Here is a 22802-nt window from a genome sequence, read left to right on the forward strand (position 1 = left end):
CGGTGTAGGAGCGGCCTTGTGTCGCGAAAGGGCTGCAAAGCAGCCCCGGCAATCTCGGCGGTGATGCTGAAAAAGCCTGGGGCCGCTGCGCGCCCCATCGCGACACAAGGCCGCTCCTACAGGGATCTGTGTATGTGCGTGCCTATTCGGAAGCAGCAGTACCGAGGAACTTGCGCAAGAACTGCCGGGTACGCTCTTCCTTCGGCGCCGCAAACAGCGCCTTGGCCTCGCCCTGTTCCACGATCACGCCCTTGTCGAAGAAGATCACCCGGTTCGCCACATCGCGGGCAAAGCTCATCTCGTGGGTAACGATGATCATGGTGCGCTTCTCCTCGGCCAGGCCGCGGATGGTCGCCAGCACTTCACCCACCAGTTCGGGGTCCAGCGCCGAGGTCGGCTCGTCGAACAGGATCACCTCCGGTTCCATGGCCAGGGCGCGGGCGATGGCCACCCGTTGCTGCTGGCCACCGGAAAGGCGCCGCGGGTAGGCATCTTCCTTGCCCGCCAGGCCAACCTTGGCCAGCAGGCGCCGGCCCAGTTCGATGGCCTGCTCGCGGGGCGTCTTCTTGACGATCACCGGCCCCTCGATCACGTTTTCCAGGGCGGTGCGATGAGGGAACAGGTTGAAGTTCTGGAACACGAACCCGGCCTGCTGGCGCAAGCGGCGAATCGCACTTTGCTGCCCACCCAGCGGGCGGTTGGCATCGATGCTGATGTCGCCAATCTGGATCTGCCCGGCATCGGGTGTTTCCAGCAGGTTGAGGCAACGCAGGAAGGTGGTCTTGCCCGAGCCGCTGGGGCCGATGATGGCCACCACTTCGCCGGGCTGCACGGTCAGGTCGATACCGTTGAGCACGGTCTGGCCCTTGAACCGCTTGGTCAGGCCTTTGACTTCAATCATGCTCAATGCTCCTGGTCATGCTGGTTGACTCGCGCTTCCATGCGGTTCTGGAAGTGCGCGAGGATGCTGCACAGCACCCAGTAGATGACCGCCACCGCCACGTACATGGTGAACACTTCGAAGGTGCGCGCGGTAATCAGCTGGGCCTGGCGGAACAGCTCGGGCACCTGGATGGTCGCCGCCAGGGCGGTGTCCTTGACCAGCGAGATGAAGCTGTTGCCCAACGGCGGCAGTGCGGTGCGCAAGGCCTGGGGCAGGATCGCCCGGCGCATGGCCTGGACGCGGGTCATGCCGATACTGGCGGCGGCTTCCCACTGGCCACGGTCGATCGAGGAAATCGCCGCGCGCAGGATTTCGCAGATGTAGGCGGCCATGTTCAGCGACAGGCCGATCAGCGAGGCCGGGATCGGGTCGAGCTCGATGCCGATCTGCGGCATGCCGAAGTAGATGACGAACAGCTGCACCAGCAGCGGCGTGCCGCGGAAGAACGACACGTAGACCCGCGCCAGCCAGTTCAGCGGCAAGATCTTCGACAACCGCATCAGTGCCAGGGCAAAGCCCAGCAGCAGGCCGAAGAACATGCCGCCAACACTGAGCAGCACTGTATAACCCGCGCCCTTCAGCAGGAAGGGCGCGGAGTCGACAACGAGTTGCAGGCTTTCAGCAATCATTTGGTGACATCGGCACCGAAGTATTTCTCGGACAGCTTGGCCAGCGTGCCGTCAGCCTTGAGCTTGTCCAGTGCCTTGTTGATCGCTGCCAGCAGTTCCGGCTCGCCTTTGCGCAGGGCCACGCCGCTTTCCAGGCGCGAGAAGGCATCGCCGGCCAGTTCGGTGTCCTTGGCTTTTTGCGCGTATTCCAGCGCGGCCAGGCGGTCGATCAGGATGGCGTCGATACGGCCGTTGCGCAGGTCGGCGAACTTGCTCGGGTCGTCTTCATAGGTGCGCACATCGGCTTGCGGCACGTCCTTCTTGACCCATTGCTCGTAGTTGGTGCCCAGGCCCACGCCGACCTTCTTGCCGGCCAGGTCTGCGGCCTTGTGGATGTTCAGCTGCTCGGCCTTCTTCTTCAGGATCAGCGCCTGGATGCCGGAGATGGTGTAAGGCTCGGAGAAGTCATACTTCTTCTTGCGCTCTTCGGAAATGGTCACCTGGTTGATCACCACGTCCAGGCGCTTGGACTCCAGTGCGGCGAGGATGCCGTCCCACTTGGTCGGCTGCACCTTGGCCTTTACCCCCAGCTCCTTGGCCAGCAGTTCGGAGAGTTCCACTTCGAAGCCGGTCAGCTTGCCGTTTTCGTCCTGGAAGCTGAACGGTGGGTAGGTGCCTTCGAGGCCGACGTTGATCACGCCTTTTTCCTGGATGGTCTTCAACTGCTCGCCGGCGAAGGCCTGGCCGAGCAGGCCGGCACCCAGCAGGAGTGCCAGGCTGGCGTTGAGTAGCGGTTTGGCGAATTTCGACATTTCAGAGCCCCGCGCTTGTTGTGTAAGTGGTGGGTGGCGACTATAGGGTCGGCTGCTTAGGCCAGGAAATACTAAAAAATTATTTTGTTATTTCCTTTTTAGTTTTTGCCAGGTGCTGGCTGCTTTGAGGGTAGGCGAGGTTGCCTGCTCCGTCATCGCGGCTTATGCCTGACTTAGCGCAGGATGGAATAAAGCGTTGTTTTTTCCAAGGGATGGATTTGCCGTAGAGTGGATTGCATGTAGGCAGGTTCGGCCCTTTCGCGGGTAAACCCGCTCCCACAGAGCCCGCACAGGCATCGAAACCTGTGCAGTCCCTGTGGGAGCGGGCGAGCCCGCGAAGAGGCCGGACCTGCAAATAAAAATGAGTTTGGCCTACTCAGGCAGGAGAAAACCGTGAGCGAACAACCTTCATCCGGGCACTGGCAGTTGCAGAGCATCGTCAACGGCCTGCGCGGAGCCCGTGAACAATGGCGTACCCGCAATGGCCGCAGCAGCGGCGAGCAGGGCGGGCGTGAGCTGCCTTCGCGCGAAGCGATGCGGCACATCCTGGAGCAACTGTGCGGCGCACTGTTCCCCATGCGCCTTGGCCCGGTCGACCTGCGCGAAGAAAGCGAAGACTTCTACGTCGGCCATACCCTGGATGCCGCGCTGACCGCCTTGCTGGCCCAGGCCCGCCTGGAGTTGCGCTACGCCGCACGGCAAAGCAAGGGCGAGCTGGCCGGCGTCGATGCCCATGCGCTGAGCCTGGTGCAGGGCTTCGCCGCCGCCCTGCCGGGCCTGCGCGTGCTGCTCGACACCGACGTGCTGGCCGCCTACCACGGCGACCCGGCGGCGCGCAGTGTCGATGAAGTGCTGCTGTGCTACCCAGGCATCCTGGCGATCATCCACCACCGCCTGGCGCACCACCTGTACCAGGCCGGCCTGCCGCTGCTGGCGCGGATCAGCTCGGAGTTGGCGCATTCGGCCACGGGGATCGACATTCACCCCGGGGCGCAAATCGGCCCGAGCTTCTTCATCGACCACGGTACCGGCGTGGTGATCGGCGAAACCGCGATCATCGGCGAGCGCGTGCGGATCTACCAGGCAGTGACCCTGGGCGCCAAGCGCTTCCCCAGCGATGAGTCGGGCACCCTGCACAAGGGCCTGCCACGCCACCCGATCGTCGAGGACGATGTGGTGATCTATGCCGGGGCCACGGTGCTGGGGCGGATCACCATCGGCAAAGGCTCGACCATTGGCGGCAATGTGTGGCTGACCCGCAGTGTGCCGGCCGAGAGCAACATTACCCAGGCCAACCTGCAGCTGGATTGCCAGGACAAGAACTGATCTGGCATTTCCTTGGCCTGTACCGGCCTCTTCGCGGGCTTGCCCGCTCCTACAGGTACTGCACAAGATTCAATGTTTGTGCGGTCCCTGTGGGAGCGGGCAAGCCCGCGAAGAGGCCAGTGCAGGAGGGCACCAATCAGCGCCCCAATTCGCATTGAAATCCGATCCATGTTTAACTTGAACGCTTGTTCAATGAAAAACGCTGGTCCGCTGCCGGTGTTCAACAGGAGGATTCCTTTGCTGAACCCGTTCATTCCGAGCCTTACGTCATTCGACGAGGTGCGCCCCCAATGAGTGCACCGACCCCTTCCCTTGCCAATGGCAAGATCCGCATGAACCCCCCGGTGTTCTATTTCGCGGCAAGTTTCATCCTCATCTTCGGCCTGGTGGTCATTTCCTATCCGCAAGCAGCAGGCGACTGGTTGCTGGCGGCGCAGAACTGGGCGGCCAACACGGTCGGCTGGTACTACATGCTGGCGATGACGCTGTACCTGGTCTTCGTGGTGGTCACCGCCTTGTCCGGCTACGGCAAGATCAAGCTCGGTGCCGACCACGACGAGCCCGAGTTCAGTTACCTGTCGTGGGCCGGCATGCTGTTTGCCGCCGGCATCAGCATCACCTTGTTCTTCTTCTGCGTGTCCGAACCCCTGACCCACATGCTGCAGCCGCCCCAGGGCGAAGCGGGCACGGCCGAGGCCGGGCGCCAGGCGATGCAGATCCTGTTCCTGCACTGGGGCCTGCATGGCTGGGGCGTGTTCGCCTTCGTCGGCATGGCCCTGGCCTACTTCGCCTACCGGCACAACCTGCCGCTGGCCTTGCGTTCGGCGCTGTACCCGCTGATCGGCAAGCGCATCAACGGGCCGATCGGTTATGCAGTGGACGGCTTCGGCATCATCGCCACGGTGTTCGGCCTGGGCGCCGACATGGGCTTTGGCGTGCTGCACCTGAACGCCGGCCTCGACTACTTGTTCGGCATCGACCACAGCCAGTGGGTGCAAGTGCTGCTCATCACCCTGATGATGGGCGCGGCGGTGGCCGTGGCCGTGGCCGGGGTGGAAAAGGGCGTGCGGGTGATGAGCGACATCAACCTGTTCCTGGCCTGCGCGCTGTTGCTGTTCGTGTTGTTCGCCGGGCCTACCCAGCACCTGTTCAACACGCTGATTCAGAACCTCGGCGACTACCTGGGTGCCTTGCCGCGCAAGAGCTTTGACGTTTATGCCTACGGCGAGAACCGTGACTGGCTGGGCGGCTGGACGGTGTTCTACTGGGCCTGGTGGATTGCCTGGGCGCCGTTCGTGGGCCTGTTCATCGCCCGCATCTCTCGTGGCCGCACCATCCGCGAGTTCGTCTTTGGTGTGCTGTTGATTCCGCTGGGCTTCACCCTGGCGTGGATGTCGATCTTCGGCAACAGCGCCCTGGACCAGGTCATCAACCACGGCATGACCGCTCTGGGCCAGTCGGCGCTGGATAACCCGTCGATGAGCCTGTACCTGCTGCTGGAGACCTACCCCTGGAGCAAGACGGTGATCGCCATGACGGTGTTCATCAGTTTCGTGTTCTTCGTCACCTCGGCCGACTCGGGCACCGTGGTGCTGTCGACCTTGTCGGCCAAGGGTGGTGATGCCGACGAGGATGGGCCGAACTGGCTGCGCATCTTCTGGGGCGCGATGACGGCGTTGATCACCAGTGCGCTGTTGTTCGCCGGCAGCATCGATTCGTTGAAGTCGGCGGTGGTGCTGACCTCGCTGCCGTTCTCGCTGATCCTGCTGTGCATGATGTGGGGGTTGCACAAGGCGTTCTACCTGGAGTCGCAACGGCAGATCGCGCAGATGCATTCGCTGGCCCCGTTCGCCCAGTCACGCCGCGGCCGTGGTGGCTGGCGCCAGCGCCTGAGCCAGGCGGTGCACTTCCCGTCGCGTGATGAGGTGTATCGCTTCATGGACGACGTGGTGCGCCCGGCAATTGCCGATGTGCGTGAAGTGTTCGAGCAGAAGGGCCTGGTACTGATTACCCAGGACGACCCGAGCCACGACAACGTCAGCCTGAAGATTGGCCATGGCGAGGAACAGCCGTTCATTTACCAGGTGCAGATGCGTGGCTACTTCACGCCATCGTTCGCCCTGGGTGGGCTGGGTACGCAAGAGTTGAAGAACCGCCGTTACTACCGGGCGGAGGTGCACCTCAGCGAAGGCAGCCAGAACTATGACCTGGTGGGCTACAGCAAGGAGCAGATCATCAACGACATCCTCGACCAGTACGAACGGCACATGCAGTACCTGCATCTGGTCCGCTAGATCGCTGGGGCCGCCTTGCGGCCCATCGCGACACAAGGCCGCTCCTACAGGAAATCGCGTTCCCCTGTAGGAGCGGCCTTGTGTCGCGAAAGGAGGCCGAAGGCCTCCCCAGGTCCCTGTCAGAAGGGCGCATCTCCAAGAATGGTCGCCCGATGCATCACCCGCCGGTTCGGTCGGTAGTCATCCACGGCAAAATGCTGGGTCACGCGGTTGTCCCAGAACGCCACGTCATTCTCCTGCCACCGCCAGCGAATGCTGAACTCCGGCCGCGTCGCATGGGCGAACAGCAGCTTCAACAGTGCCTCGCTTTCCAGTTCGCTCAGCTCATTGATGCGCGTGGTGAACCCCTCATTGACGAACAATGCCTTGCGCCCGCTCACCGGATGCGTGCGCACCACCGGGTGCGACAGCGGCGGGTTGTTGCGCCGGGTTGCTTCCCAGCGCGCCAGGTCTTCCGACGTGGTACCAAAGCGCTCCAGCGGGAACGACTTGGTGAAGTCATGGGTGGCGGTCAGCCCGTCGAGCAGCTTGCGCAGCGGCGCCGACAAGGCTTCGAAGGCAGCGATGCCACTGGCCCACAGGGTGTCGCCGCCGTAGGCCGGCAACTGCTTGGCGCTGAGCACCGCGCCCAGGGCCGGGGTCGGCAGGAAGGTCACGTCGGTGTGCCACACGGCGTTGTCGCGCACATCGGTAACCGCCGTGTCGAGGATCAGCACCTGCGGGGTTTCCGGCACGTTGGGGTAGATCGGGTGGATGTGCAGGTCGCCGAAGCGGGCGGCAAAACGTGCCTGCTGCTGCGGGTTGATCGGCTGGTCGCGGAAGAACAGCACCTGGTGTTGCAGCAGCGCCTGCTCGATGGCGTCACGTTCTTCGAGGGTGATATCGCGGCTGATGTCCACGCCGCTGATCTGGGCGCCAAGCGCCGGGCTGAGGGGGGTGATGGTCAGGCTCATGTCGGTCTCTTCAATCAGGCGCCAGGCTGCTGGCGTGGTCAACAGGATTCAGTGGCTCTGCCCGTGCCAAGGCACCAGTTTGCGTTGCAGGGCACGCAGGCTCATTTCCAGGGCGAAGGCAATCAGCGCGATCAGCAGGATCCCCAGCACCACCACATCGGTAACCAGGAACTGCGCCGCCGACTGCACCATGAAGCCCAGGCCACTGGTGGCGGCGATCAGCTCGGCGGCCACCAGGGTCGACCAGCCAACCCCCAGGCCAATGCGGATGCCGGTGAGGATGTCGGGCAGGGCGCTGGGCAGGATCACGTGGCGGATCAGCTGGGCCTTGGTCGCGCCCAGCGACTGCGCGGCACGCAGCTTGGCCGGGTCGACCGTGCGCACGCCGGTGGCTGTGGCAATGGCGATGGGGGCGAAGATTGCCAGGTAGATCAGCAGCACCTTGGACAGCTCGCCGATGCCGCACCAGATGACGATCAGCGGCAGGTAGGCCAGCGGCGGGATCGGCCGGTAGAACTCGATCAGCGGGTCGAGAATGCCGCGGGCCACGCGGTTGTAGCCGATGGCGATACCCACCGGGATGGCGGTGAGGGTGGCGGCAAGCAGGGCCACGCCGATGCGCCCCAGGCTGGCACCCAGGTGCTGCCACAGGCTGGCATCCATGTAGCCTTGGGTCAGCAGGGCCCCGGCCTTGGCCAGGATGTCGGCGGGCGAGGGCAGGAACAGCGGCTCGATCCAGCCGGCCGCGGTCACCAGCCACCAGGCCAACAGCAGGCTGGCCAGGGTCAGTGTGCTGATCCAGCGGGTAGGCAGGGGGCGGCGCAGCTTGGTGGCTGGCCGGGGTTGGGTGTTGCGTTTGCCGGCGACCGGCAGGCCCAGGCTGCTCATGCGCGCTCCTGCAGGCTTTGACGTTGGGAGAACACCCGCGCCAGTACGTGCTCGCGGGTTTCGATGAAGGCCGGATCGGACTTGATCGCCCGCGCCGGTTCACCGGCTGCGTAGCGTTGGCCGAAGTCCAGTTGCAGGCGTTCCACCACGCGCCCCGGGTTGGGCGCCAGCAGTACCAGCTCGCTGGCGAGGAACACTGCTTCTTCGATGTCGTGGGTAATCAGGAACACCGGCTTGGCGGTGCGTTGCCATACCTGCAGCAACAACTCCTGCATCTGTTCGCGGGTGAAGGCATCCAGTGCGCCGAACGGCTCGTCCATCAGCAACACCCGTGGGTCGGCTGCCAACGCCCGGGCCAGGCCCACGCGCTGCTTCTGGCCACCGGACAATTGCCAGATACGCCGCTCGCCAAAGCCGTCGAGGTCGACCAGGGCCAGCATTTCGCGGGCTTTGGCTTCACGCTCGGCGCGGGGCACGCCGGCCAATTCCAGGCCGAAGGCGACGTTGCCCAGCACGTTCTGCCAGGGCAGCAGCGCATCGTCCTGGAACACTACGCCGCGCTCGGCGCCGGGGCCCTGGACGGGCACGCCGTCCAGGGTGATGCGCCCGCCGCTGGGGGCGACGAAGCCGGCGATCAGGTTGAGCAGCGAGGTCTTGCCGCTGCCGGAAGGCCCCAGGGCCACCAGCAGTTGGCGTGGCCCCAGGCTCAGGTTGATGTCGGCCAGTACCGGGGCTTCGGCGCCGGGGTACTGTGCGCTGATGCGCTCCAGTTCGAGCAAGGCCATGGCAGGCTCCGGTCGGTTTTCTACAGGCTTAGTTGGGGAGGTACTGGGCGCTGACGTACGGGGAGTAGTCCGGCAGCACCGTGTCGACCTTGCCTTGTTGCTTGAGGAAGGTGGCCGTGTCGGTCAGCGCCTGGGTGGTCGGTGCGCCCAGTGCATTGGCCTGGTCGGCGGCCAGCGGGTAGACGTTGCCCTGCAGCAGCACCGGGATGTCAGCAGGCTTGGCGCCAGACAGTTTGGCCAGCTTGCTCACGTTGTCGGGGTTGGCCAGCCAGGCTTGCGGGTTCTTGCGGTAGTCGGCGTAGGCGTCGAGGGTGACCTTGGCAAAGGCCTTGACCACGTCGGGGTGCTTGGCGGCAAAGTCCTTGCGCACGATCCATGCGTCGAAGGTCGGTGCGCCTTTCTCGGCCAGCTCGCCGGAGGTGATCAATACCTTGCCGTTTTCCTTGGCCACGCCCAGCGCTGGGTCCCAGACGTAGGTGGCGTCGATGTCGCCGCGCTTCCAGGCGGCAATGATCGCCGGCGGCGCCAGGTTGAGGATCTGCACCTTGGACGGGTCGATGTTCCAGCTCTTCAGCGCGGCCAGCAGGCTGTAGTGGCCGGTGGAGACGAACGGCACGGCGACTTTCTTGCCGACCAGGTCTTGCGGCGTCTTGATGCTGTCGCGGGCGACCAGTGCTTCACCGGCGCCAATCTGCGTGGCGATCAGGAAGGTCTCGACTGGCAGCTTGCGGGTGGCTGCGGCGGCAAGCGGGCTGGAGCCCAGGTAGCCGATCTGTACATCGCCGCTGGCTACGGCGGTGATCACGTCGGCACCGTTGTCGAATTTGCGCCAGTCGATGCTGGCCTTGCTGGCTTTTTCGTAGTTGCCATCGACCTGTGCCACCTTGGCCGGGTCAACGGTGGTCTGGTAGGCCACGGTCAGGTCGGCAGCTTGGGCCAACCAGCTGGCGCTGGCGAGGGTCAGGGCGGCGAACAGGCGCAGCGGAGCGTGCGGGATCATGGTGAACCTCTCGTCAGGCAATCGATGTGATGGATGGCGAGAAGGCTAAATGATCTAAGAAAGGTAAAATAAATAACTTTTTTGCATTAGCTTAGGAGCCAATTGTTTGAAATCACCGCCTGCCTTTACGCGATCCCTGTAGGAGCGGCCTTGTGTCTCGATGGGCCGCAAGGCGGCCCCGGCAATTTATGCGGCGTTAGCTGAGATTTTGGGGGCTGCTTCGCACCCCATCGCGACACAAGGCCGCTCCTACAGGGGGGCGCGTTAGCAGGGAGGGCTGGTGATTTCGCTCAATGGCGAAATCCGAGAGTGCTGCTAGGCTTTTTCGTCCCGATAGAACGATACGGAATTAGGTTATGAGCAAACGTTTGCAAATAACCAAAGGTTATGAAAAGCGAGCTGCTGCTAACGAATCGCAGTAACAGTTCCTAACATATTCCTTAAAAATCTTACCAATTCATAAAACGGTCATTTTGGATTTATAGGATTGTCATTATCCTGTAGCGCAGGTGGCGTCTTAGACCAAAGTCGCGAAACGTTTAGAAACGATTGACTAAACGGTCACGCTTTGGGACTAAATCGCCAATCCACGGTGAGCGGGGCAGCAGATCCCACCGCCAGAGATACACAAGAATTAGAACGTAGAGGAGCAAAACATGTACAAGTCCAGCCTGGCCCTGGCCGTGGCACTGGGGGTTCTCGCCCAACAAGCAGGCGCTGCCGGTTTCGTTGAAGACAGCAAACTGTCGCTCAGCTCGCGCACCATGTACTTCAACGACGACAACCGCGAAAGCGGTATCGACCAGAAAGAAAGCGGTCAGGGCTTCAAGCTCGACTACCTGTCTGGCTTCACCGAAGGCACCGTAGGTTTTGGTGTCGACGTTCAGGCACTGTGGGGCATTCACCTGGATGGTGGCCGTGGTAGCCGCCCAGATGCCAACAACACCTTCTTCCCAAGCGACTCCGATGGTTCGGCAGTCCACAACTGGGCACGCATTGGTGGTAACGCCAAGGCTCGCTTCTCCAAGACCGAGGTCCACTACGGTAGCGCCCTGGCGCCTATGCTGCCGATCCTGGTCTCCAACGATGGCCGTCTGCTGCCGCAGACCTTCGAGGGCGGCACCCTCCAGTCGAAGGAAATCGACAACCTGACCTTCAACGCAGGTCAACTGACCCACGCCATGGGTCGTGCTTCGAGCAACCGTACCGGTCTTTCCGTTTCTGGCGCCTTCCGCGACAGCAACAAGTTCCAGTTCGCCGGTGGTGACTACAAGCTCACTCCAGACCTGACCCTGCAGTACTACTACTCGAACCTGGAAGACTTCTACAAGCAGCACTTCCTGGGTGCTACCCACGTCTTCAAGATCGCCGACAACCAGTCGTTCAAGACCGACCTGCGCTACTTCGATAGCCGCAGCGACGGCAAGAATGGCGAGACCGGTTACGCCTTCGACAACAACGGTGGCTACGCGAAGAACGGGGGCGAGGTCGACAACAAGACCTGGAGCGCCATGTTCACCTATACCCTGGGTGGCCACGCGCTTATGCTCGGTCACCAGCAAGTGGGTGACGATGGTGGTTTCGTCTGGCTGAACCAAGGTAGCGTCCGCAAGGACGGCGCCACTTCCTCGCTGGAAGGCAATGGCGGCGCAAGCTTCTACCTGTTCACCGACAGCATGATCAACCAGTTCGCTCGTGCCGGTGAGAACACCACCTTCGGTCAGTACTCCTATGACTTCGCGTCCCTGGGCGTTCCAGGCCTGAAGGCTTCGGTGGCCTACCTGCGTGGTGACGACATCCGCAACAAGTCGGGCGACGGCAGCTACAACGAATGGGAACGTGACGCACGCGTCGACTACACCATTCAGCAAGGCTCCCTCAAAGGCCTGGGCTTCAGCCTGCGTCAGGGTGTCTACCGTGGTAGCGGCGAAAGCATCGGTGACAAAGACCAGACTCGCTTCATCGTGAACTACACTTACAACTTCCTGTAAGCCGTAGCTGAACAAGAAGCCTCGCCTAGTGCGAGGCTTTTTTGTGTCTGCAATTTCGTATGCCTAATGGTTATAAACAAATCATTATTTATTCTTTTTGTTTTTAATCGAATGCAGGCACATTGAACCCACACGGTACAGAACCCAGCACAGGAGCCGCAGCCCATGAGCCTAAAACTCGGCGATATCGCCCCCGATTTCGAACAGGATTCCAGCGAAGGCAAGATCCGCTTCCACGAGTGGCTGGGCAACAGCTGGGGGGTGTTGTTCTCTCACCCGGCCGACTTCACCCCGGTGTGCACCACCGAGCTGGGCCTTACCGCCAAGCTTAAGGACGATTTCGCCAAACGCGGGGTCAAGGCCATCGCCCTGTCGGTGGACCCGGTCGATTCGCACCACCGCTGGATCGATGACATCAACGAAACCCAGAACACCGTGGTCAACTTCCCGATCATTGCCGACGCCGATCGCAAGGTGTCCGACCTGTACGACCTGATCCACCCGAACGCCAGCGACACCCTGACCGTGCGCTCGCTGTTCGTCATCGACCCGAACAAGAAGGTGCGCCTGACCATCACCTACCCGGCCAGTACCGGGCGCAACTTCAACGAAATCTTGCGGGTGATCGACTCGCTGCAGCTGACCGACAACCACAAGGTCGCCACGCCAGGTAACTGGCAGGACGGTGACGACGTGGTAATCGTGCCTTCGCTGAAGGACGAGGAAGAGATCAGGCAGCGCTTCCCCAAAGGTTACCGGGCGGTCAAACCCTATCTGCGGCTGACCCCGCAGCCCAATCGTTAAAGGATTCCTCGTTGCATTGCTCTTAGCCAAAGCAGGGATATTCGGGCCGTTTCGACGGCCCTTTTTTATACCTGCTGAAACTGCGTTGGCTTCTTCGCGGGCATGCCCGCTCCCACAGGAACAGTGCAGGACTTGGCTTTGCCACAAAACCTGTGGGAGCGGGCGTGCCCGCGAATAGGCCCTTGAAGATAAAAACAAAAATGGAATAAACAAATGAAAAAATATGATTTCTAGATATATGCGGCGACTGTTAATGTCACCTCCAACAGAACACAAGGAAGCGCTGCAATGCTGGTCGTCTCAATCGGTGGTAGCCCCAGTACCCGTTCACGCTCCGGCGTGCTGCTGGAGCGTTCTCGCCAGTGGCTGCAGGACCGTGGCGTCGAGGTAGTGACGTTCCAGGTACGTGACTTTCCCGCCGAAGACCTGCTGCACGCCCGATTCGACAGCCCGCAGGTGCAGCACTTCCAGCAGCTGGTGGCCCAGGCCGATGGCCTGATCGTCGCCACGCCGGTGTACAAGGCCTCGTTCGCCGGTGCCCTGAAAACCTTGCTCGACCTGCTGCCCGAACGCGCCCTGGCACACAAGATCGTGTTGCCGATCGCCACCGGCGGCAGCATCGCCCACATGCTGGCGGTGGATTACGCACTGAAACCCGTGCTGTCGGCACTCAAGGCGCAAGAGACCCTGCAAGGGATCTTCGCCGACGACAGCCAGGTCGCCTACGCAGAAGGCTCCAGGCCCGCGCAGCTGGTAGCGGCGCTGGAAGAGCGCCTGCAGGACGCGCTGGAAACCTTCCACGTTGCACTGGCCCGTCGGCCGCGCCCCGTGGCCCCCGGCGTATTGAACGAACGCCTGATCAGCGCTCGCTGGAGCATCTGACCGGCCCAACCCGCTTTACCACCTTACTCGCCCGACAACGAGGCAAGCAGGTGCAACCCGAACCCACTCGCACAGGAGAGCGCCATGCGCACAGTCTTCTTGCGTCGCGGTCTGGTCGCCCTGTTTGCGGCGGCTGTGTCCTTCGGCGCCATCACCCAAGCCCAGGCCGAGAGCCTGCGTATCGGTTACCAGAAATACGGCACCCTGGTGCTGCTCAAGGCCAAGGGCACGCTGGAAAAGCGCCTGGCCGAGCAGGGCGTGCAGGTGCAATGGACCGAGTTCCCCGGCGGCCCGCAGCTGCTTGAGGGGCTGAACGTTGGCTCCATCGACTTTGGCGTCACCGGTGAAACCCCGCCGGTGTTCGCCCAGGCCGCCGGTGCCGACCTGCTGTACGTCGCCTACGAGCCGCCAGCGCCGCACAGTGAGGCGATCCTGGTGCCGAAGGGCTCGCCGATCCAGTCGGTCAAAGACCTCAAGGGCAAGAAAGTCGCCCTCAACAAAGGCTCCAACGTTCACTACCTGCTGGTTCGCGCCCTGGAAGACGCCGGCCTGAAATACAGCGACATCCAGCCGGTGTACCTGCCCCCGGCCGACGCCCGCGCCGCCTTCGAGCGCGGCAGCGTGGACGCCTGGGTGATCTGGGACCCGTACCAGGCTGCCGCCGAGAAACAGCTGCAGGCTCATACCCTGCGTGACGGCAAGGGCCTGGTCGACAACCATCAGTTCTACCTGGCCACCCGCAACTACGCGACCCAGCACCCGGCGGTGATCAACACCCTGATCGAAGAAGTGCGTGCCGTAGGTCAATGGTCCCAGGCCAACCCGCAGGAAGTGACCGACCAGGTCGCGCCGCTGCTCGGCCTGCCTGCCGACATCACCCTGACCTCGGTCAAGCGCCAAGGCTACGGTGCCGCGCCGCTCACCCCGGAAGTGGTGGCCGCGCAACAGAAGATCGCCGACACGTTCCAGGCACTGAAGCTGATTCCCAAGCCGCTGAGCATCAAGGACGTGATCTGGACACCCCCGGCCAAGGTCGCCAGTGCGCCTTGATTGATTTGCCTGCGCCGGGGCGCCGCCCTGGCTGAGCCCCCTTGAGGAGACAACTCCAATGAGCCTTAACATCTTCTGGTTCCTTCCTACCCACGGTGACGGCAAGTACCTGGGCACCTCCGATGGCGCGCGCGCCGTCGACCATGGCTACCTGCAGCAGATCGCCCAGGCGGCCGACCGGCTCGGCTTTGGTGGCGTGCTGATCCCTACCGGGCGCTCCTGCGAGGACTCCTGGCTGGTCGCGGCATCGTTGATCCCGGTGACCCAGCGCCTGAAGTTCCTGGTCGCCCTGCGCCCCGGGATCATTTCGCCGACCGTGGCGGCACGCCAGGCAGCAACCCTTGATCGCCTGTCCAACGGCCGCGCGCTGTTCAACCTGGTGACCGGTGGCGACCCGGACGAGTTGGCCGGTGACGGCCTGCACCTGAACCATCAGGAACGTTATGAAGCCTCTGTGGAGTTCACCCGTATCTGGCGCAAGGTGCTGGAAGGCGAGGTGGTCGACTACGACGGCAAGCACATCCAGGTGAAGGGCGCCAAGCTGCTCTACCCGCCGATCCAGCAACCACGCCCGCCACTGTATTTCGGCGGTTCCTCGGAAGCTGCGCAGGACCTGGCCGCCGAGCAGGTCGAGCTGTACCTGACCTGGGGCGAGCCGCCGAGTGCGGTCGCTGAAAAAATTGCCCAGGTGCGTGAGAAAGCCGCCGCCCAGGGCCGCGAAGTGCGCTTCGGTATCCGCCTGCACGTGATCGTGCGGGAAACCAACGAAGAAGCCTGGGCCGCTGCCGACAAGCTGATCTCGCACCTGGACGACGACACCATCGCTCGCGCCCAGGCCTCACTGGCGCGCTTCGACTCGGTCGGCCAGCAACGCATGGCCGCCCTGCACAACGGCAACCGTGACAAGCTGGAGGTCAGCCCCAACCTGTGGGCCGGTGTCGGCCTGGTGCGTGGCGGTGCCGGTACCGCGCTGGTGGGGGATGGCCCGACCGTGGCGGCGCGGGTCAAGGAATATGCCGAGCTGGGCATCGATACCTTCATCTTCTCCGGCTACCCGCACCTGGAAGAGTCGTACCGGGTGGCCGAGCTGTTGTTCCCGCACCTGGATGTGCAACGCCCGGAGCAAGCCAAGACCGGTGGTTATGTGAGCCCGTTTGGCGAAATGGTGGCCAACGACATCCTGCCCAAGTCCGTTGCGCAGAGCTGAGGGCCAGGCCATGAGTCGTGCAACTTCCAACAACCTTGGCCAGCGCCTGGCGCCATGGGCGCTGCCGGTACTGCTGCTGGCTGCCTGGCAGCTGGCGGTCAGCGCCGGCTGGCTGTCGACGCGCATCCTGCCGGCGCCCAGCGCCGTGGTCAGCGCCGGCGTCGAGCTGGTGCGCAGCGGCGAGATCTGGACCCACCTGGCCATCAGTGGCTGGCGTGCCGGGCTGGGCTTCGTCATCGGTGGCAGCATCGGCCTGGTGCTGGGCTTCATCACCGGCCTGTCGAACTGGGGCGAACGCCTGCTCGACAGCTCGGTGCAGATGATCCGCAACGTGCCGCACCTGGCGCTGATCCCGCTGGTGATCCTGTGGTTCGGTATCGACGAGTCGGCAAAGATCTTCCTGGTCGCGCTGGGCACGCTGTTCCCGATCTACCTGAACACCTACCACGGCATCCGCAACGTCGACCCGGCGCTGGTGGAGATGGCGCGCAGCTATGGCTTGTCCGGCTTCAGCCTGTTCCGCCAGGTGATCCTGCCCGGGGCATTGCCTTCGATCCTGGTAGGCGTGCGCTTTGCCCTGGGCTTCATGTGGCTGACCCTGATCGTTGCCGAAACCATTTCGGCCAATGCCGGCATCGGTTACCTGGCGATGAACGCCCGTGAGTTCCTGCAGACCGACGTGGTGGTGCTGGCCATCGTCCTGTATGCGGTGCTCGGCAAGTTTGCCGACCTCGCCGCCCGCGGCCTGGAGCGTGTGTGGCTGCGCTGGCACCCGGCCTATCAAGTGGCGAAGAAGGAGGGCGCATGACCGTACTCAAAGAACAGCCGCCACGCCTGCTGCGTGGCATCCCGCTGGCTTCCAGCGGCCTGCGCAAGACCTTTGGCCAGCGCGAGGTACTGAAGGGTATCGAGCTGCATATTCCTGCCGGCCAGTTCGTCGCCATCGTCGGCCGTAGTGGCTGCGGCAAGAGCACCTTGCTGCGCCTGCTGGCCGGTCTCGACCAGCCCACTGCAGGCCAGTTGCTGGCCGGTGCCGCGCCGCTGGAGCAGGCCCGTGAAGAAACCCGCCTGATGTTCCAGGACGCGCGCCTGCTGCCATGGAAGAAGGTGATCGACAACGTTGGCCTGGGCCTGTCTGGCGACTGGCGCCCGCGTGCGCTGGAAGCGTTGGAGTCGGTTGGCCTGGCCGACCGCGCCAATGAATGGCCGGCGGCTCTGTCGGGCGGCCAGAAGCAGCGCGTGGCCCTGGCCCGGGCGCTGATTCACCAGCCGCGCCTGCTGCTGCTGGACGAACCGCTCGGTGCGCTGGATGCATTGACCCGTATCGAGATGCAGCAACTGATCGAACGCCTGTGGCGTCAGCACGGCTTCACCGTGTTGCTGGTTACCCACGATGTCAGCGAGGCAGTCGCCGTGGCTGACCGGGTGATCCTGATCGAGGACGGCGAGGTCGGGCTCGACCTCACTGTCGACCTGGCACGGCCTCGGGCGCGTGGTTCGCACCGCCTGGCCGCGCTGGAAAGCGAAGTGCTCAACCGTGTTCTGTCGGCCCCGGGCGCTGCGCCCGAGCCGGATCCTGTAGCCCCTTTGCCCACGCAACTGCGTTGGGCGCACTGACTCACTTACCAGACTGAAGCCATAGAGAAGGAATCAAATCATGACCATCAAAGCCATCAACGTTCGCAACCAGTTCAAAGGCACCGTGAAGGAAATCCTGGAAGGCCCGGTACTGTCGGAAATCGACGTGCAGACTGCCTCGGGCATCGTCACTTCGGTCATCACCACCCGCTCCGTGCGTGAGCTGGAGCTGCAGGTGGGCAGTGAAGTGATTGCCTTCGTGAAGTCGACTGAAGTGTCCATCGCCAAGCTGTGATGGGTGTTGGCCATGGGGCTGCTTTGCAGCCCTTCGCGGGCACGCCCGCTCCCACAGGTACTGCGCAGGTTTCAGGTTTTGCGCGGACCCTGTGGGAGCGGGCGTGCCCGCGAAGGGCCGCACAGCGGCCCCAATGATCTCAGCTGGAACGCTTGGCCAGAAATGGCGGCAGATACAACCCCAGATACGCCTCGAACACTCGCTTGCCTTCCTCGGCCATGCGTGGGGTGATCGCCTCATGCAGCTGCACCGACCGCGCATACACCCGGTCACTCAACTCCATGGCCAGGGCAAACACATCCACATCCGCCGGCATCACTGGCAGATGAAAGTGCTGGTCGAACAACTTGTGCATCAAGTCGCCCAGTTCCATGTCGTGCTGCCGGTCGGCCTGCACCACTTCGCTCAGGCCATGCTGGGCCAGGATCAGTTGTCGCGCCGCCGCGTCCTCGTTGTAGATATCCAGCATGCGCTGCTCGATCAGCCGTGACAGTTCGTGCCAGGTGTTGAACGCACTGCTGTCGATCGGCGCGCTCAGCGCTTCACGGAAGGCCCGGTGTACATCGGCCGTCAACGCCTCCAGCAGCGCCGGCACGCTGGCGAAGAAGTGGTACACCGAAGACGGTGGAATCTGCGCACGCTCGGCCACGCTGTAGATCGACAGGCTCGCCACCCCCAGCTCGGCCAGCAACTCGCGTGCAGCCGCCAGGATCGCCTCGATCCTGGCCTGGCTGCTGGCGCGCGGCTTGCGCGGGGTGGCAGTGCGGGTCATCAGTTGCTGATCGCCAGGATGCTGGCCTGGTAGGCGCCGACGAACAGGTCGAAGTCGCCGACTTCCTGCTGTTCCAGGCGCGACTGCTCGGCCAGCGAGTCGCGGGCGAGGGTTTCGAAGGCCTGCTGGCGCTCGACCGGCAGTGGCTGCTCGCGGAAGGTTTCGGCGTGGATGCGGCTCTGGCGCAGGGAGAACTTGACGAAGCTTTCGTCATGCTCGGTCATGCGCGCCAGTACCTGGGCCGACGGGGTCAGCGAGGCGTCGTCGACCTTGGCCTGCTGGGCATCCAGGGCCTTGCCGTGTTCTGCACCGCCTTGCGCCTGGTCGAGCAGATCGGCCAGTGGCCGAATACGCTCGATCAGCTCGCTGGCCCAGGCCTTCAGGCCGATCGGCTGGCCATTGCGATGCAGTTCCAGGCCCGGGCGCCGGCCTTCCTTGACCACGGTCAGGAAGTTGTTGGTGCACTGGCCGCATTCGCCGTTGTCCAGTTGCGGGCTGTCTTCCAGCGCGCAGAACAGCAGGAACGCGTCGAGGAAGCGCGCCTCGGTCAGGTCGATGCCCACCGGCAGGAACGGGTTGATGTCCAGGCAACGCACTTCCACGTACTGCACGCCGCGCGAGGTCAGGGCCTGGATCGGTCGCTCGCCGGTGTAGGTGACGCGCTTGGGGCGAATGTTCGAGTAGTACTCGTTTTCGATCTGCAGGATGTTGGTGTTCAGCTGTACCCACTCGCCATCAACGTGCGTGCCGACTTCGACGTAAGGCGGGTAGGGCGTGCCCACCGCCTTGCGCAGGCTGTCGGTGTAGCTGGCCAGGTTGTTGTAGCACGGCGTGAGGCCGGCCTGGGCGTTGCTCTGGTAGCCCAGATCGCTCATGCGCAGGCTGGTGGCGTAGGGCAGGTACAGGGTTTCGGCGTCCAGCTCTTCGAGCTGGTGCGGGCGGCCACGCAGGAAGCCTTTGTCCAGGGCCGGCGAGGCGCCGAACAGGTACATCAGCAGCCAGCTGTAGCGGCGGAAATTGCGGATCAGCGCGATATAGGCCGACGACTGGTAGTCGCGGTCGCTCTCGCTGCCGCCTTCTGCGGCGCGCAGCAACGGCCACAGCGCTTCGGGCAGCGAGAAGTTGTAATGGATACCGGCGATGCACTGCATGGTGCGGCCGTAGCGCAGGGCCAGGCCCTTGCGGTAGACGTGCTTGAGCTTGCCGATGTTCGAGCTGCCGTACTCGGCGATCGGGATGTCCTCCTCGGCCGGCAGCGTGCAGGGCATCGACGGGCTCCACAGGTATTCGTCGCCCAGCTTGCTGTAGACGAAACGGTGGGTCTCTTCGAGGCTTTCCAGCACCTTGGCCGGGTCGGGCAGGGCCGGGGTGATGAACTCCAGCAGCGACTCGGAATAATCGGTGGTGATCTGCTCGTTGGTCAGCGCCGATCCCAGGGCTTGCGGATGCGGGGTCTGGGCCAGGCGACCTTCGTCGGTCACGCGCAGGCATTCGCGCTCAATACCGTGCAGGCACTGCTTGAGCAGGGGGAGATTGGCGCCGAGCAGGCTCAGGCGGCGGTTGAGGAGGTCGCTCAAGATGTATTCCTTCACGCGTCAGTCGCCCCAATATGGGGGTAGAAAAGACGGTCTACAAGGGTAGTGGGAAAAGGAACTGGCGTTGTCGCCTGGTTTACGCGGTTCCGGCATTGCGCAGCGCCGACTTCGGGGGCCGCTTCGCAGCCCATCGCCGGCAAGCCGGGCTCCCACAGGTAAACCACGATATTCAGGCTTGTGGATTACCTGTGGGAGCCCGGCTTGCCGGCGATGGGGCGCGAAGCGGCCCCCGGCTGTTGCCGAAAATACCGCAGATACCGCTTGGTGAGCTAGAGAACCGCGAAGGTTCCTTGCGCTTTCGCCACCAGCTTGTCGCCCTGAACTACGTCGGCGTCGACCACCAGGGTGCGCCGCCCGGCATGCAGCACACGGGCGGTGCACAGGACCTCGCCGTCACTGACGGCGCGCATGTAGTTGATCTTGCACTCGATGGTGACGCTTTGCTGGTCGAAGCCATGGCTGGCCGAGCAGGCCAGGCCCATGGCGATGTCCACCAGGCTGAAGATCGCCCCGCCGTGCAGCTTCTGGCCACGGTTGCGCAAGTGTGGCTCGAGCGCCAGGGCTACCTCGGCAACACCTGTTTCCAGGCGTTGCAGGCGGCAGCCGAGGAGCTGGCTGAAGGCGCTTTCGACGTATTCGCGTGGAACGTCCATCACTTCTTCTTCAGCTGCTTGGCGTTGGCGAACAGGGCGGCCATGGCGTTGTTGGCCGGTGCCGCAGTGGCGGTTTCGCGCTGGCGCGGCGCCTGCTGCTGGCGGTTGCCGCCATTGCCACGGTTACCACCGCGGTTGCCGTCTACCTTCTCGCCCGGGGTGTCGCTCATGCGCATGGACAGGCCGACGCGTTTGCGCGGTATGTCCACTTCCATGACCTTGACCTTGACCACGTCGCCGGCCTTGACCGCTTCACGCGGGTCCTTGATGAACTTCTCCGACAGCGCCGAGATGTGCACCAGGCCGTCCTGGTGCACGCCGATGTCGACGAAGGCACCGAAGTTGGTGACGTTGGTCACCACGCCTTCGAGGATCATGCCCGGTTCCAGGTCCTTGAGGTCCTCGACGCCGTCCTGGAAGGTGGCGGTCTTGAACTCGGGGCGTGGGTCGCGGCCAGGCTTGTCCAGTTCCTGCAGGATGTCGGTGACGGTCGGCAGGCCGAAGGTTTCATCGGTGAATTTCTTCGGGTCCAGGCGCTTGAGGAAGCTGCTGTCACCGATCAGCGAGCGGATGTCGCGGTCGGTGTCGGCGGCAATGCGCTGTACCAGCGGGTAGGCCTCGGGGTGAACTGCGGAGGCGTCCAGCGGGTTGTCGCCGTTCATCACGCGCAGGAAGCCGGCGGCCTGTTCGAAGGTTTTCTCACCCAGGCGGCTGACCTTTTTCAGCGCAGCACGAGTGGCGAACGGGCCGTTGGCATCGCGATGGGCGACGATGTTCTGCGCCAGGGTGGCGTTGAGGCCGGAGATGCGCGTCAGCAGCGCCACCGAGGCGGTGTTGACGTCCACGCCCACGGCGTTCACGCAGTCCTCGACCACAGCGTCCAGGCCGCGCGCCAGTTTCAGCTGGGACACGTCATGCTGATACTGGCCGACACCGATGGATTTCGGGTCGATCTTCACCAGTTCGGCCAGCGGGTCCTGCAGGCGGCGGGCAATCGACACGGCGCCACGGATCGACACGTCCAGGTCCGGGAATTCGCGGGCGGCCAGTTCCGATGCGGAATACACCGAAGCGCCAGCCTCGGAGACCATGATCTTGGTGATCTTCAGCGCCGGGTACTTCTTGACCAGCTCTGCCACCAGCTTGTCGCTTTCGCGGCTGGCGGTGCCGTTGCCGATGGCGATCAGCTCCACCGAGTGCTTGGCGCACAGTGCAGCCATGATCGAAATGGTGCGGTCCCAATCGTTCTTCGGCGCGTGCGGGTAGACCGTGGTGTGGTCCAGCAGCTTGCCGGTGGCATCGACCACGGCAATCTTGCAGCCGGTGCGCAGGCCCGGGTCGAAGCCCAGGGTGGCACGTGGGCCGGCCGGGGCGGCCAGCAGCAGGTCGTGCAGGTTGTGGGCGAACACATTGATCGCCTCGCCTTCGGCGTTGTCGCGCAGCTCGCCGAACAGGTCGGTTTCCAGGTGGGTGTAGAGCTTGACCTTCCAGGTCCAGCGCACCACTTCGCCCAGCCACTTGTCGGCCGGGCGGTTGCGGTTCTCGATACCGACGTGGTTGCCGATCATCAGTTCGCACGGGTGCAGGGTGCCGGGCAGTTCTTCGCCGACTTTCAGCGAGGCGCTCAGCACGCCTTCGTTACGCCCGCGGAAAATTGCCAGGGCGCGGTGCGACGGAGCGTTGCGCAGCAGTTCGTCATGGGCGAAGTAGTCGCGGAACTTGGCGCCTTCTTCTTCCTTGCCAGGCACGACGCGGGCGCTGAGCACCGACTCCTGCTTGAGGAAGCTGCGCAGCTTGTCGAGCAGGGCGGCGTCTTCGGCGAAGCGTTCCATGAGGATGTACTTGGCGCCTTCCAGCGCGGCCTTGACGTCGGCCACGCCCTTGTCGGCGTTGACGAAGCGTGCGGCTTCGCTTTCCGGGGCGAGGTCGGGGTTGTTGAACAGGCCGTCGGCCAGCTCGCCGAGGCCGGCTTCCAGGGCGATCTGGCCCTTGGTGCGGCGCTTTTGCTTGTACGGCAGGTACAGGTCTTCGAGGCGGGTCTTGGTATCGGCCAGCTTGATCTCGCGGGCCAGTTCCGGGGTCAGCTTGCCCTGCTCCTCGATGCTGGCCAGGATGCTGGCGCGGCGCTCGTCGAGTTCGCGCAGGTAGCGCAGGCGCTCTTCCAGATGGCGCAGCTGGGTGTCGTCCAGGCTACCGGTCACTTCCTTGCGGTAGCGGGCGATGAAGGGCACGGTCGAGCCTTCGTCCAACAGGCCCACGGCCGCCTCGACCTGCTGGGGGCGTACGCCCAGTTCCTCGGCGATACGGCTGTTGATGCTGTCCATGTAAACCACCTGACATTTGTGAATACGGGGGTCGCCTGTGGG

The 22802-nt window shown here is 63.6% G+C and carries 21 protein-coding genes; 10 read left to right on the forward strand and 11 right to left on the reverse strand.

Annotated elements, in window-relative coordinates:
* Nucleotides 1-142: 142 nt before the first annotated feature.
* Genes tcyN through tcyJ form a run of 3 tightly spaced genes read right to left on the reverse strand, consistent with a single transcriptional unit; the run spans nt 143 to nt 2363 of the window.
* Entirely contained in the window at nt 143-901 is a 759-nt protein-coding gene (gene tcyN, locus C163_RS01030; protein ID WP_013970435.1) for an L-cystine ABC transporter ATP-binding protein TcyN, read from the reverse strand.
* 2 nt (nt 902-903) lie between these two features.
* Nucleotides 904-1572: a cystine ABC transporter permease gene (gene tcyL / locus C163_RS01035; protein WP_025337317.1), complete on the reverse strand. Its 669-nt coding sequence runs from the start codon at nt 1570-1572 to the stop codon at nt 904-906.
* On the reverse strand, nt 1569-2363 hold the full coding sequence (tcyJ, locus tag C163_RS01040) for a cystine ABC transporter substrate-binding protein (protein WP_003257420.1): 795 nt from the start codon (nt 2361-2363) through the stop codon (nt 1569-1571). Before tcyJ ends, tcyL begins: the two co-directional genes overlap by 4 nt.
* Before the next feature lie 393 nt (nt 2364-2756).
* Between tcyJ and epsC the strand changes: the two genes are divergently transcribed.
* Nucleotides 2757-3689: a serine O-acetyltransferase EpsC gene (epsC, locus tag C163_RS01045; protein WP_025337318.1), complete on the forward strand. Its 933-nt coding sequence runs from the start codon at nt 2757-2759 to the stop codon at nt 3687-3689.
* A 332-nt stretch (nt 3690-4021) separates the two neighbouring features.
* Nucleotides 4022-5983: a choline transporter BetT gene (betT, locus tag C163_RS01050; RefSeq protein WP_170929293.1), complete on the forward strand. Its 1962-nt coding sequence runs from the start codon at nt 4022-4024 to the stop codon at nt 5981-5983.
* Between the two features lie 119 nt (nt 5984-6102).
* Here the strand turns inward: betT and tauD are convergent, their stop codons facing one another.
* Genes tauD through tauA form a run of 4 tightly spaced genes read right to left on the reverse strand, consistent with a single transcriptional unit; the run spans nt 6103 to nt 9609 of the window.
* The gene (gene tauD, locus C163_RS01055; RefSeq protein ID WP_025337320.1) at nt 6103-6936 is read right to left on the reverse strand and encodes a taurine dioxygenase; all 834 of its coding nucleotides are present in this window, start codon (nt 6934-6936) and stop codon (nt 6103-6105) included.
* Nucleotides 6937-6984: 48 nt separating this feature from the next.
* On the reverse strand, nt 6985-7824 hold the full coding sequence (tauC, locus tag C163_RS01060) for a taurine ABC transporter permease TauC (protein ID WP_025337321.1): 840 nt from the start codon (nt 7822-7824) through the stop codon (nt 6985-6987).
* On the reverse strand, nt 7821-8609 hold the full coding sequence (tauB, locus tag C163_RS01065) for a taurine ABC transporter ATP-binding subunit (protein WP_025337322.1): 789 nt from the start codon (nt 8607-8609) through the stop codon (nt 7821-7823). The genes tauC and tauB overlap by 4 nt, the downstream gene beginning before the upstream one ends.
* A 28-nt stretch (nt 8610-8637) precedes the next feature.
* Nucleotides 8638-9609 carry a taurine ABC transporter substrate-binding protein gene (gene tauA, locus C163_RS01070; RefSeq protein ID WP_025337323.1) on the reverse strand — a complete coding sequence of 324 codons (972 nt, stop codon included), beginning with the start codon at nt 9607-9609 and terminating at the stop codon, nt 8638-8640.
* A gap of 656 nt (nt 9610-10265) precedes the next feature.
* On the opposite strand from tauA, the gene C163_RS01075 reads away from it, so the two are divergent.
* The 8 genes from C163_RS01075 (at nt 10266) to C163_RS01110 (ending at nt 17416) form a co-directional block, all read left to right on the forward strand.
* Nucleotides 10266-11600: an OprD family porin gene (locus C163_RS01075; RefSeq protein ID WP_025337324.1), complete on the forward strand. Its 1335-nt coding sequence runs from the start codon at nt 10266-10268 to the stop codon at nt 11598-11600.
* A 165-nt stretch (nt 11601-11765) separates the two neighbouring features.
* Nucleotides 11766-12404, forward strand: a complete 639-nt coding sequence (locus tag C163_RS01080) for a peroxiredoxin (RefSeq protein ID WP_015268594.1) — start codon at nt 11766-11768, stop codon at nt 12402-12404.
* Nucleotides 12405-12692: 288 nt separating this feature from the next.
* Nucleotides 12693-13286, forward strand: a complete 594-nt coding sequence (gene ssuE / locus C163_RS01085; RefSeq protein ID WP_024087992.1) for an NADPH-dependent FMN reductase — start codon at nt 12693-12695, stop codon at nt 13284-13286.
* 84 nt (nt 13287-13370) lie between these two features.
* On the forward strand, nt 13371-14336 hold the full coding sequence (locus C163_RS01090) for a sulfonate ABC transporter substrate-binding protein (RefSeq protein WP_025337325.1): 966 nt from the start codon (nt 13371-13373) through the stop codon (nt 14334-14336).
* A gap of 58 nt (nt 14337-14394) precedes the next feature.
* A complete protein-coding gene (gene ssuD / locus C163_RS01095) occupies nt 14395-15543 on the forward strand; it encodes an FMNH2-dependent alkanesulfonate monooxygenase (RefSeq protein ID WP_025337326.1) in 1149 nt (382 codons plus the stop codon).
* A 10-nt stretch (nt 15544-15553) separates the two neighbouring features.
* Nucleotides 15554-16351, forward strand: a complete 798-nt coding sequence (ssuC, locus tag C163_RS01100) for an aliphatic sulfonate ABC transporter permease SsuC (RefSeq protein WP_025337327.1) — start codon at nt 15554-15556, stop codon at nt 16349-16351.
* Nucleotides 16348-17160 (forward strand): aliphatic sulfonates ABC transporter ATP-binding protein, encoded by an 813-nt coding sequence (ssuB, locus tag C163_RS01105; protein WP_013970450.1) that lies wholly within the window; start codon nt 16348-16350, stop codon nt 17158-17160. The genes ssuC and ssuB overlap by 4 nt, the downstream gene beginning before the upstream one ends.
* 40 nt (nt 17161-17200) lie before the next feature.
* Entirely contained in the window at nt 17201-17416 is a 216-nt protein-coding gene (locus C163_RS01110; protein WP_003255829.1) for a molybdopterin-binding protein, read from the forward strand.
* A gap of 139 nt (nt 17417-17555) precedes the next feature.
* On the opposite strand, the gene C163_RS01115 is transcribed toward C163_RS01110, so the two are convergent.
* The 4 genes from C163_RS01115 to C163_RS01130 all read right to left on the reverse strand — a co-directional run bounded on the left by C163_RS01115 (nt 17556) and on the right by C163_RS01130 (nt 22760).
* On the reverse strand, nt 17556-18188 hold the full coding sequence (locus C163_RS01115; RefSeq protein WP_025337328.1) for a TetR/AcrR family transcriptional regulator: 633 nt from the start codon (nt 18186-18188) through the stop codon (nt 17556-17558).
* Nucleotides 18188-19765, reverse strand: a complete 1578-nt coding sequence (gene gshA, locus C163_RS01120; protein ID WP_075044319.1) for a glutamate--cysteine ligase — start codon at nt 19763-19765, stop codon at nt 18188-18190. The genes C163_RS01115 and gshA overlap by 1 nt, the downstream gene beginning before the upstream one ends.
* 287 nt (nt 19766-20052) lie before the next feature.
* Complete coding sequence (locus C163_RS01125; protein ID WP_003257433.1) at nt 20053-20436, reverse strand: PaaI family thioesterase; 384 nt, start codon at nt 20434-20436, stop codon at nt 20053-20055.
* Entirely contained in the window at nt 20436-22760 is a 2325-nt protein-coding gene (locus tag C163_RS01130) for a Tex family protein (protein WP_025337330.1), read from the reverse strand. Before C163_RS01130 ends, C163_RS01125 begins: the two co-directional genes overlap by 1 nt.
* Nucleotides 22761-22802: the final 42 nt, after the last annotated feature.

This window comes from Pseudomonas sp. FGI182 (genome assembly GCF_000511325.1).
In the GTDB taxonomy this organism is placed as follows: Bacteria; Pseudomonadota; Gammaproteobacteria; order Pseudomonadales; family Pseudomonadaceae; genus Aquipseudomonas; species Aquipseudomonas putida_Z.

Excerpts from the sequence above, each read along its gene's own strand:
- tcyN (WP_013970435.1), bottom strand. The coding sequence starts at position 901 with ATGATTGAAGTCAAAGGCCTGACCAAGCGGTTCAAGGGCCAGACCGTG.
- ssuD (WP_025337326.1), top strand. The coding sequence starts at position 14,395 with ATGAGCCTTAACATCTTCTGGTTCCTTCCTACCCACGGTGACGGCAAG.
- ssuC (WP_025337327.1), top strand. The coding sequence starts at position 15,554 with ATGAGTCGTGCAACTTCCAACAACCTTGGCCAGCGCCTGGCGCCATGG.
- C163_RS01125 (WP_003257433.1), bottom strand. The coding sequence starts at position 20,436 with ATGGACGTTCCACGCGAATACGTCGAAAGCGCCTTCAGCCAGCTCCTC.
- C163_RS01075 (WP_025337324.1), top strand. The coding sequence starts at position 10,266 with ATGTACAAGTCCAGCCTGGCCCTGGCCGTGGCACTGGGGGTTCTCGCC.
- C163_RS01090 (WP_025337325.1), top strand. The coding sequence starts at position 13,371 with ATGCGCACAGTCTTCTTGCGTCGCGGTCTGGTCGCCCTGTTTGCGGCG.
- C163_RS01110 (WP_003255829.1), top strand. The coding sequence starts at position 17,201 with ATGACCATCAAAGCCATCAACGTTCGCAACCAGTTCAAAGGCACCGTG.
- ssuB (WP_013970450.1), top strand. The coding sequence starts at position 16,348 with ATGACCGTACTCAAAGAACAGCCGCCACGCCTGCTGCGTGGCATCCCG.
- betT (WP_170929293.1), top strand. The coding sequence starts at position 4,022 with ATGAACCCCCCGGTGTTCTATTTCGCGGCAAGTTTCATCCTCATCTTC.
- ssuE (WP_024087992.1), top strand. The coding sequence starts at position 12,693 with ATGCTGGTCGTCTCAATCGGTGGTAGCCCCAGTACCCGTTCACGCTCC.
- C163_RS01115 (WP_025337328.1), bottom strand. The coding sequence starts at position 18,188 with ATGACCCGCACTGCCACCCCGCGCAAGCCGCGCGCCAGCAGCCAGGCC.
- tauC (WP_025337321.1), bottom strand. The coding sequence starts at position 7,824 with ATGAGCAGCCTGGGCCTGCCGGTCGCCGGCAAACGCAACACCCAACCC.
- tcyJ (WP_003257420.1), bottom strand. The coding sequence starts at position 2,363 with ATGTCGAAATTCGCCAAACCGCTACTCAACGCCAGCCTGGCACTCCTG.
- tauD (WP_025337320.1), bottom strand. The coding sequence starts at position 6,936 with ATGAGCCTGACCATCACCCCCCTCAGCCCGGCGCTTGGCGCCCAGATC.
- C163_RS01130 (WP_025337330.1), bottom strand. The coding sequence starts at position 22,760 with ATGGACAGCATCAACAGCCGTATCGCCGAGGAACTGGGCGTACGCCCC.
- tauA (WP_025337323.1), bottom strand. The coding sequence starts at position 9,609 with ATGATCCCGCACGCTCCGCTGCGCCTGTTCGCCGCCCTGACCCTCGCC.
- tauB (WP_025337322.1), bottom strand. The coding sequence starts at position 8,609 with ATGGCCTTGCTCGAACTGGAGCGCATCAGCGCACAGTACCCCGGCGCC.
- C163_RS01080 (WP_015268594.1), top strand. The coding sequence starts at position 11,766 with ATGAGCCTAAAACTCGGCGATATCGCCCCCGATTTCGAACAGGATTCC.
- tcyL (WP_025337317.1), bottom strand. The coding sequence starts at position 1,572 with ATGATTGCTGAAAGCCTGCAACTCGTTGTCGACTCCGCGCCCTTCCTG.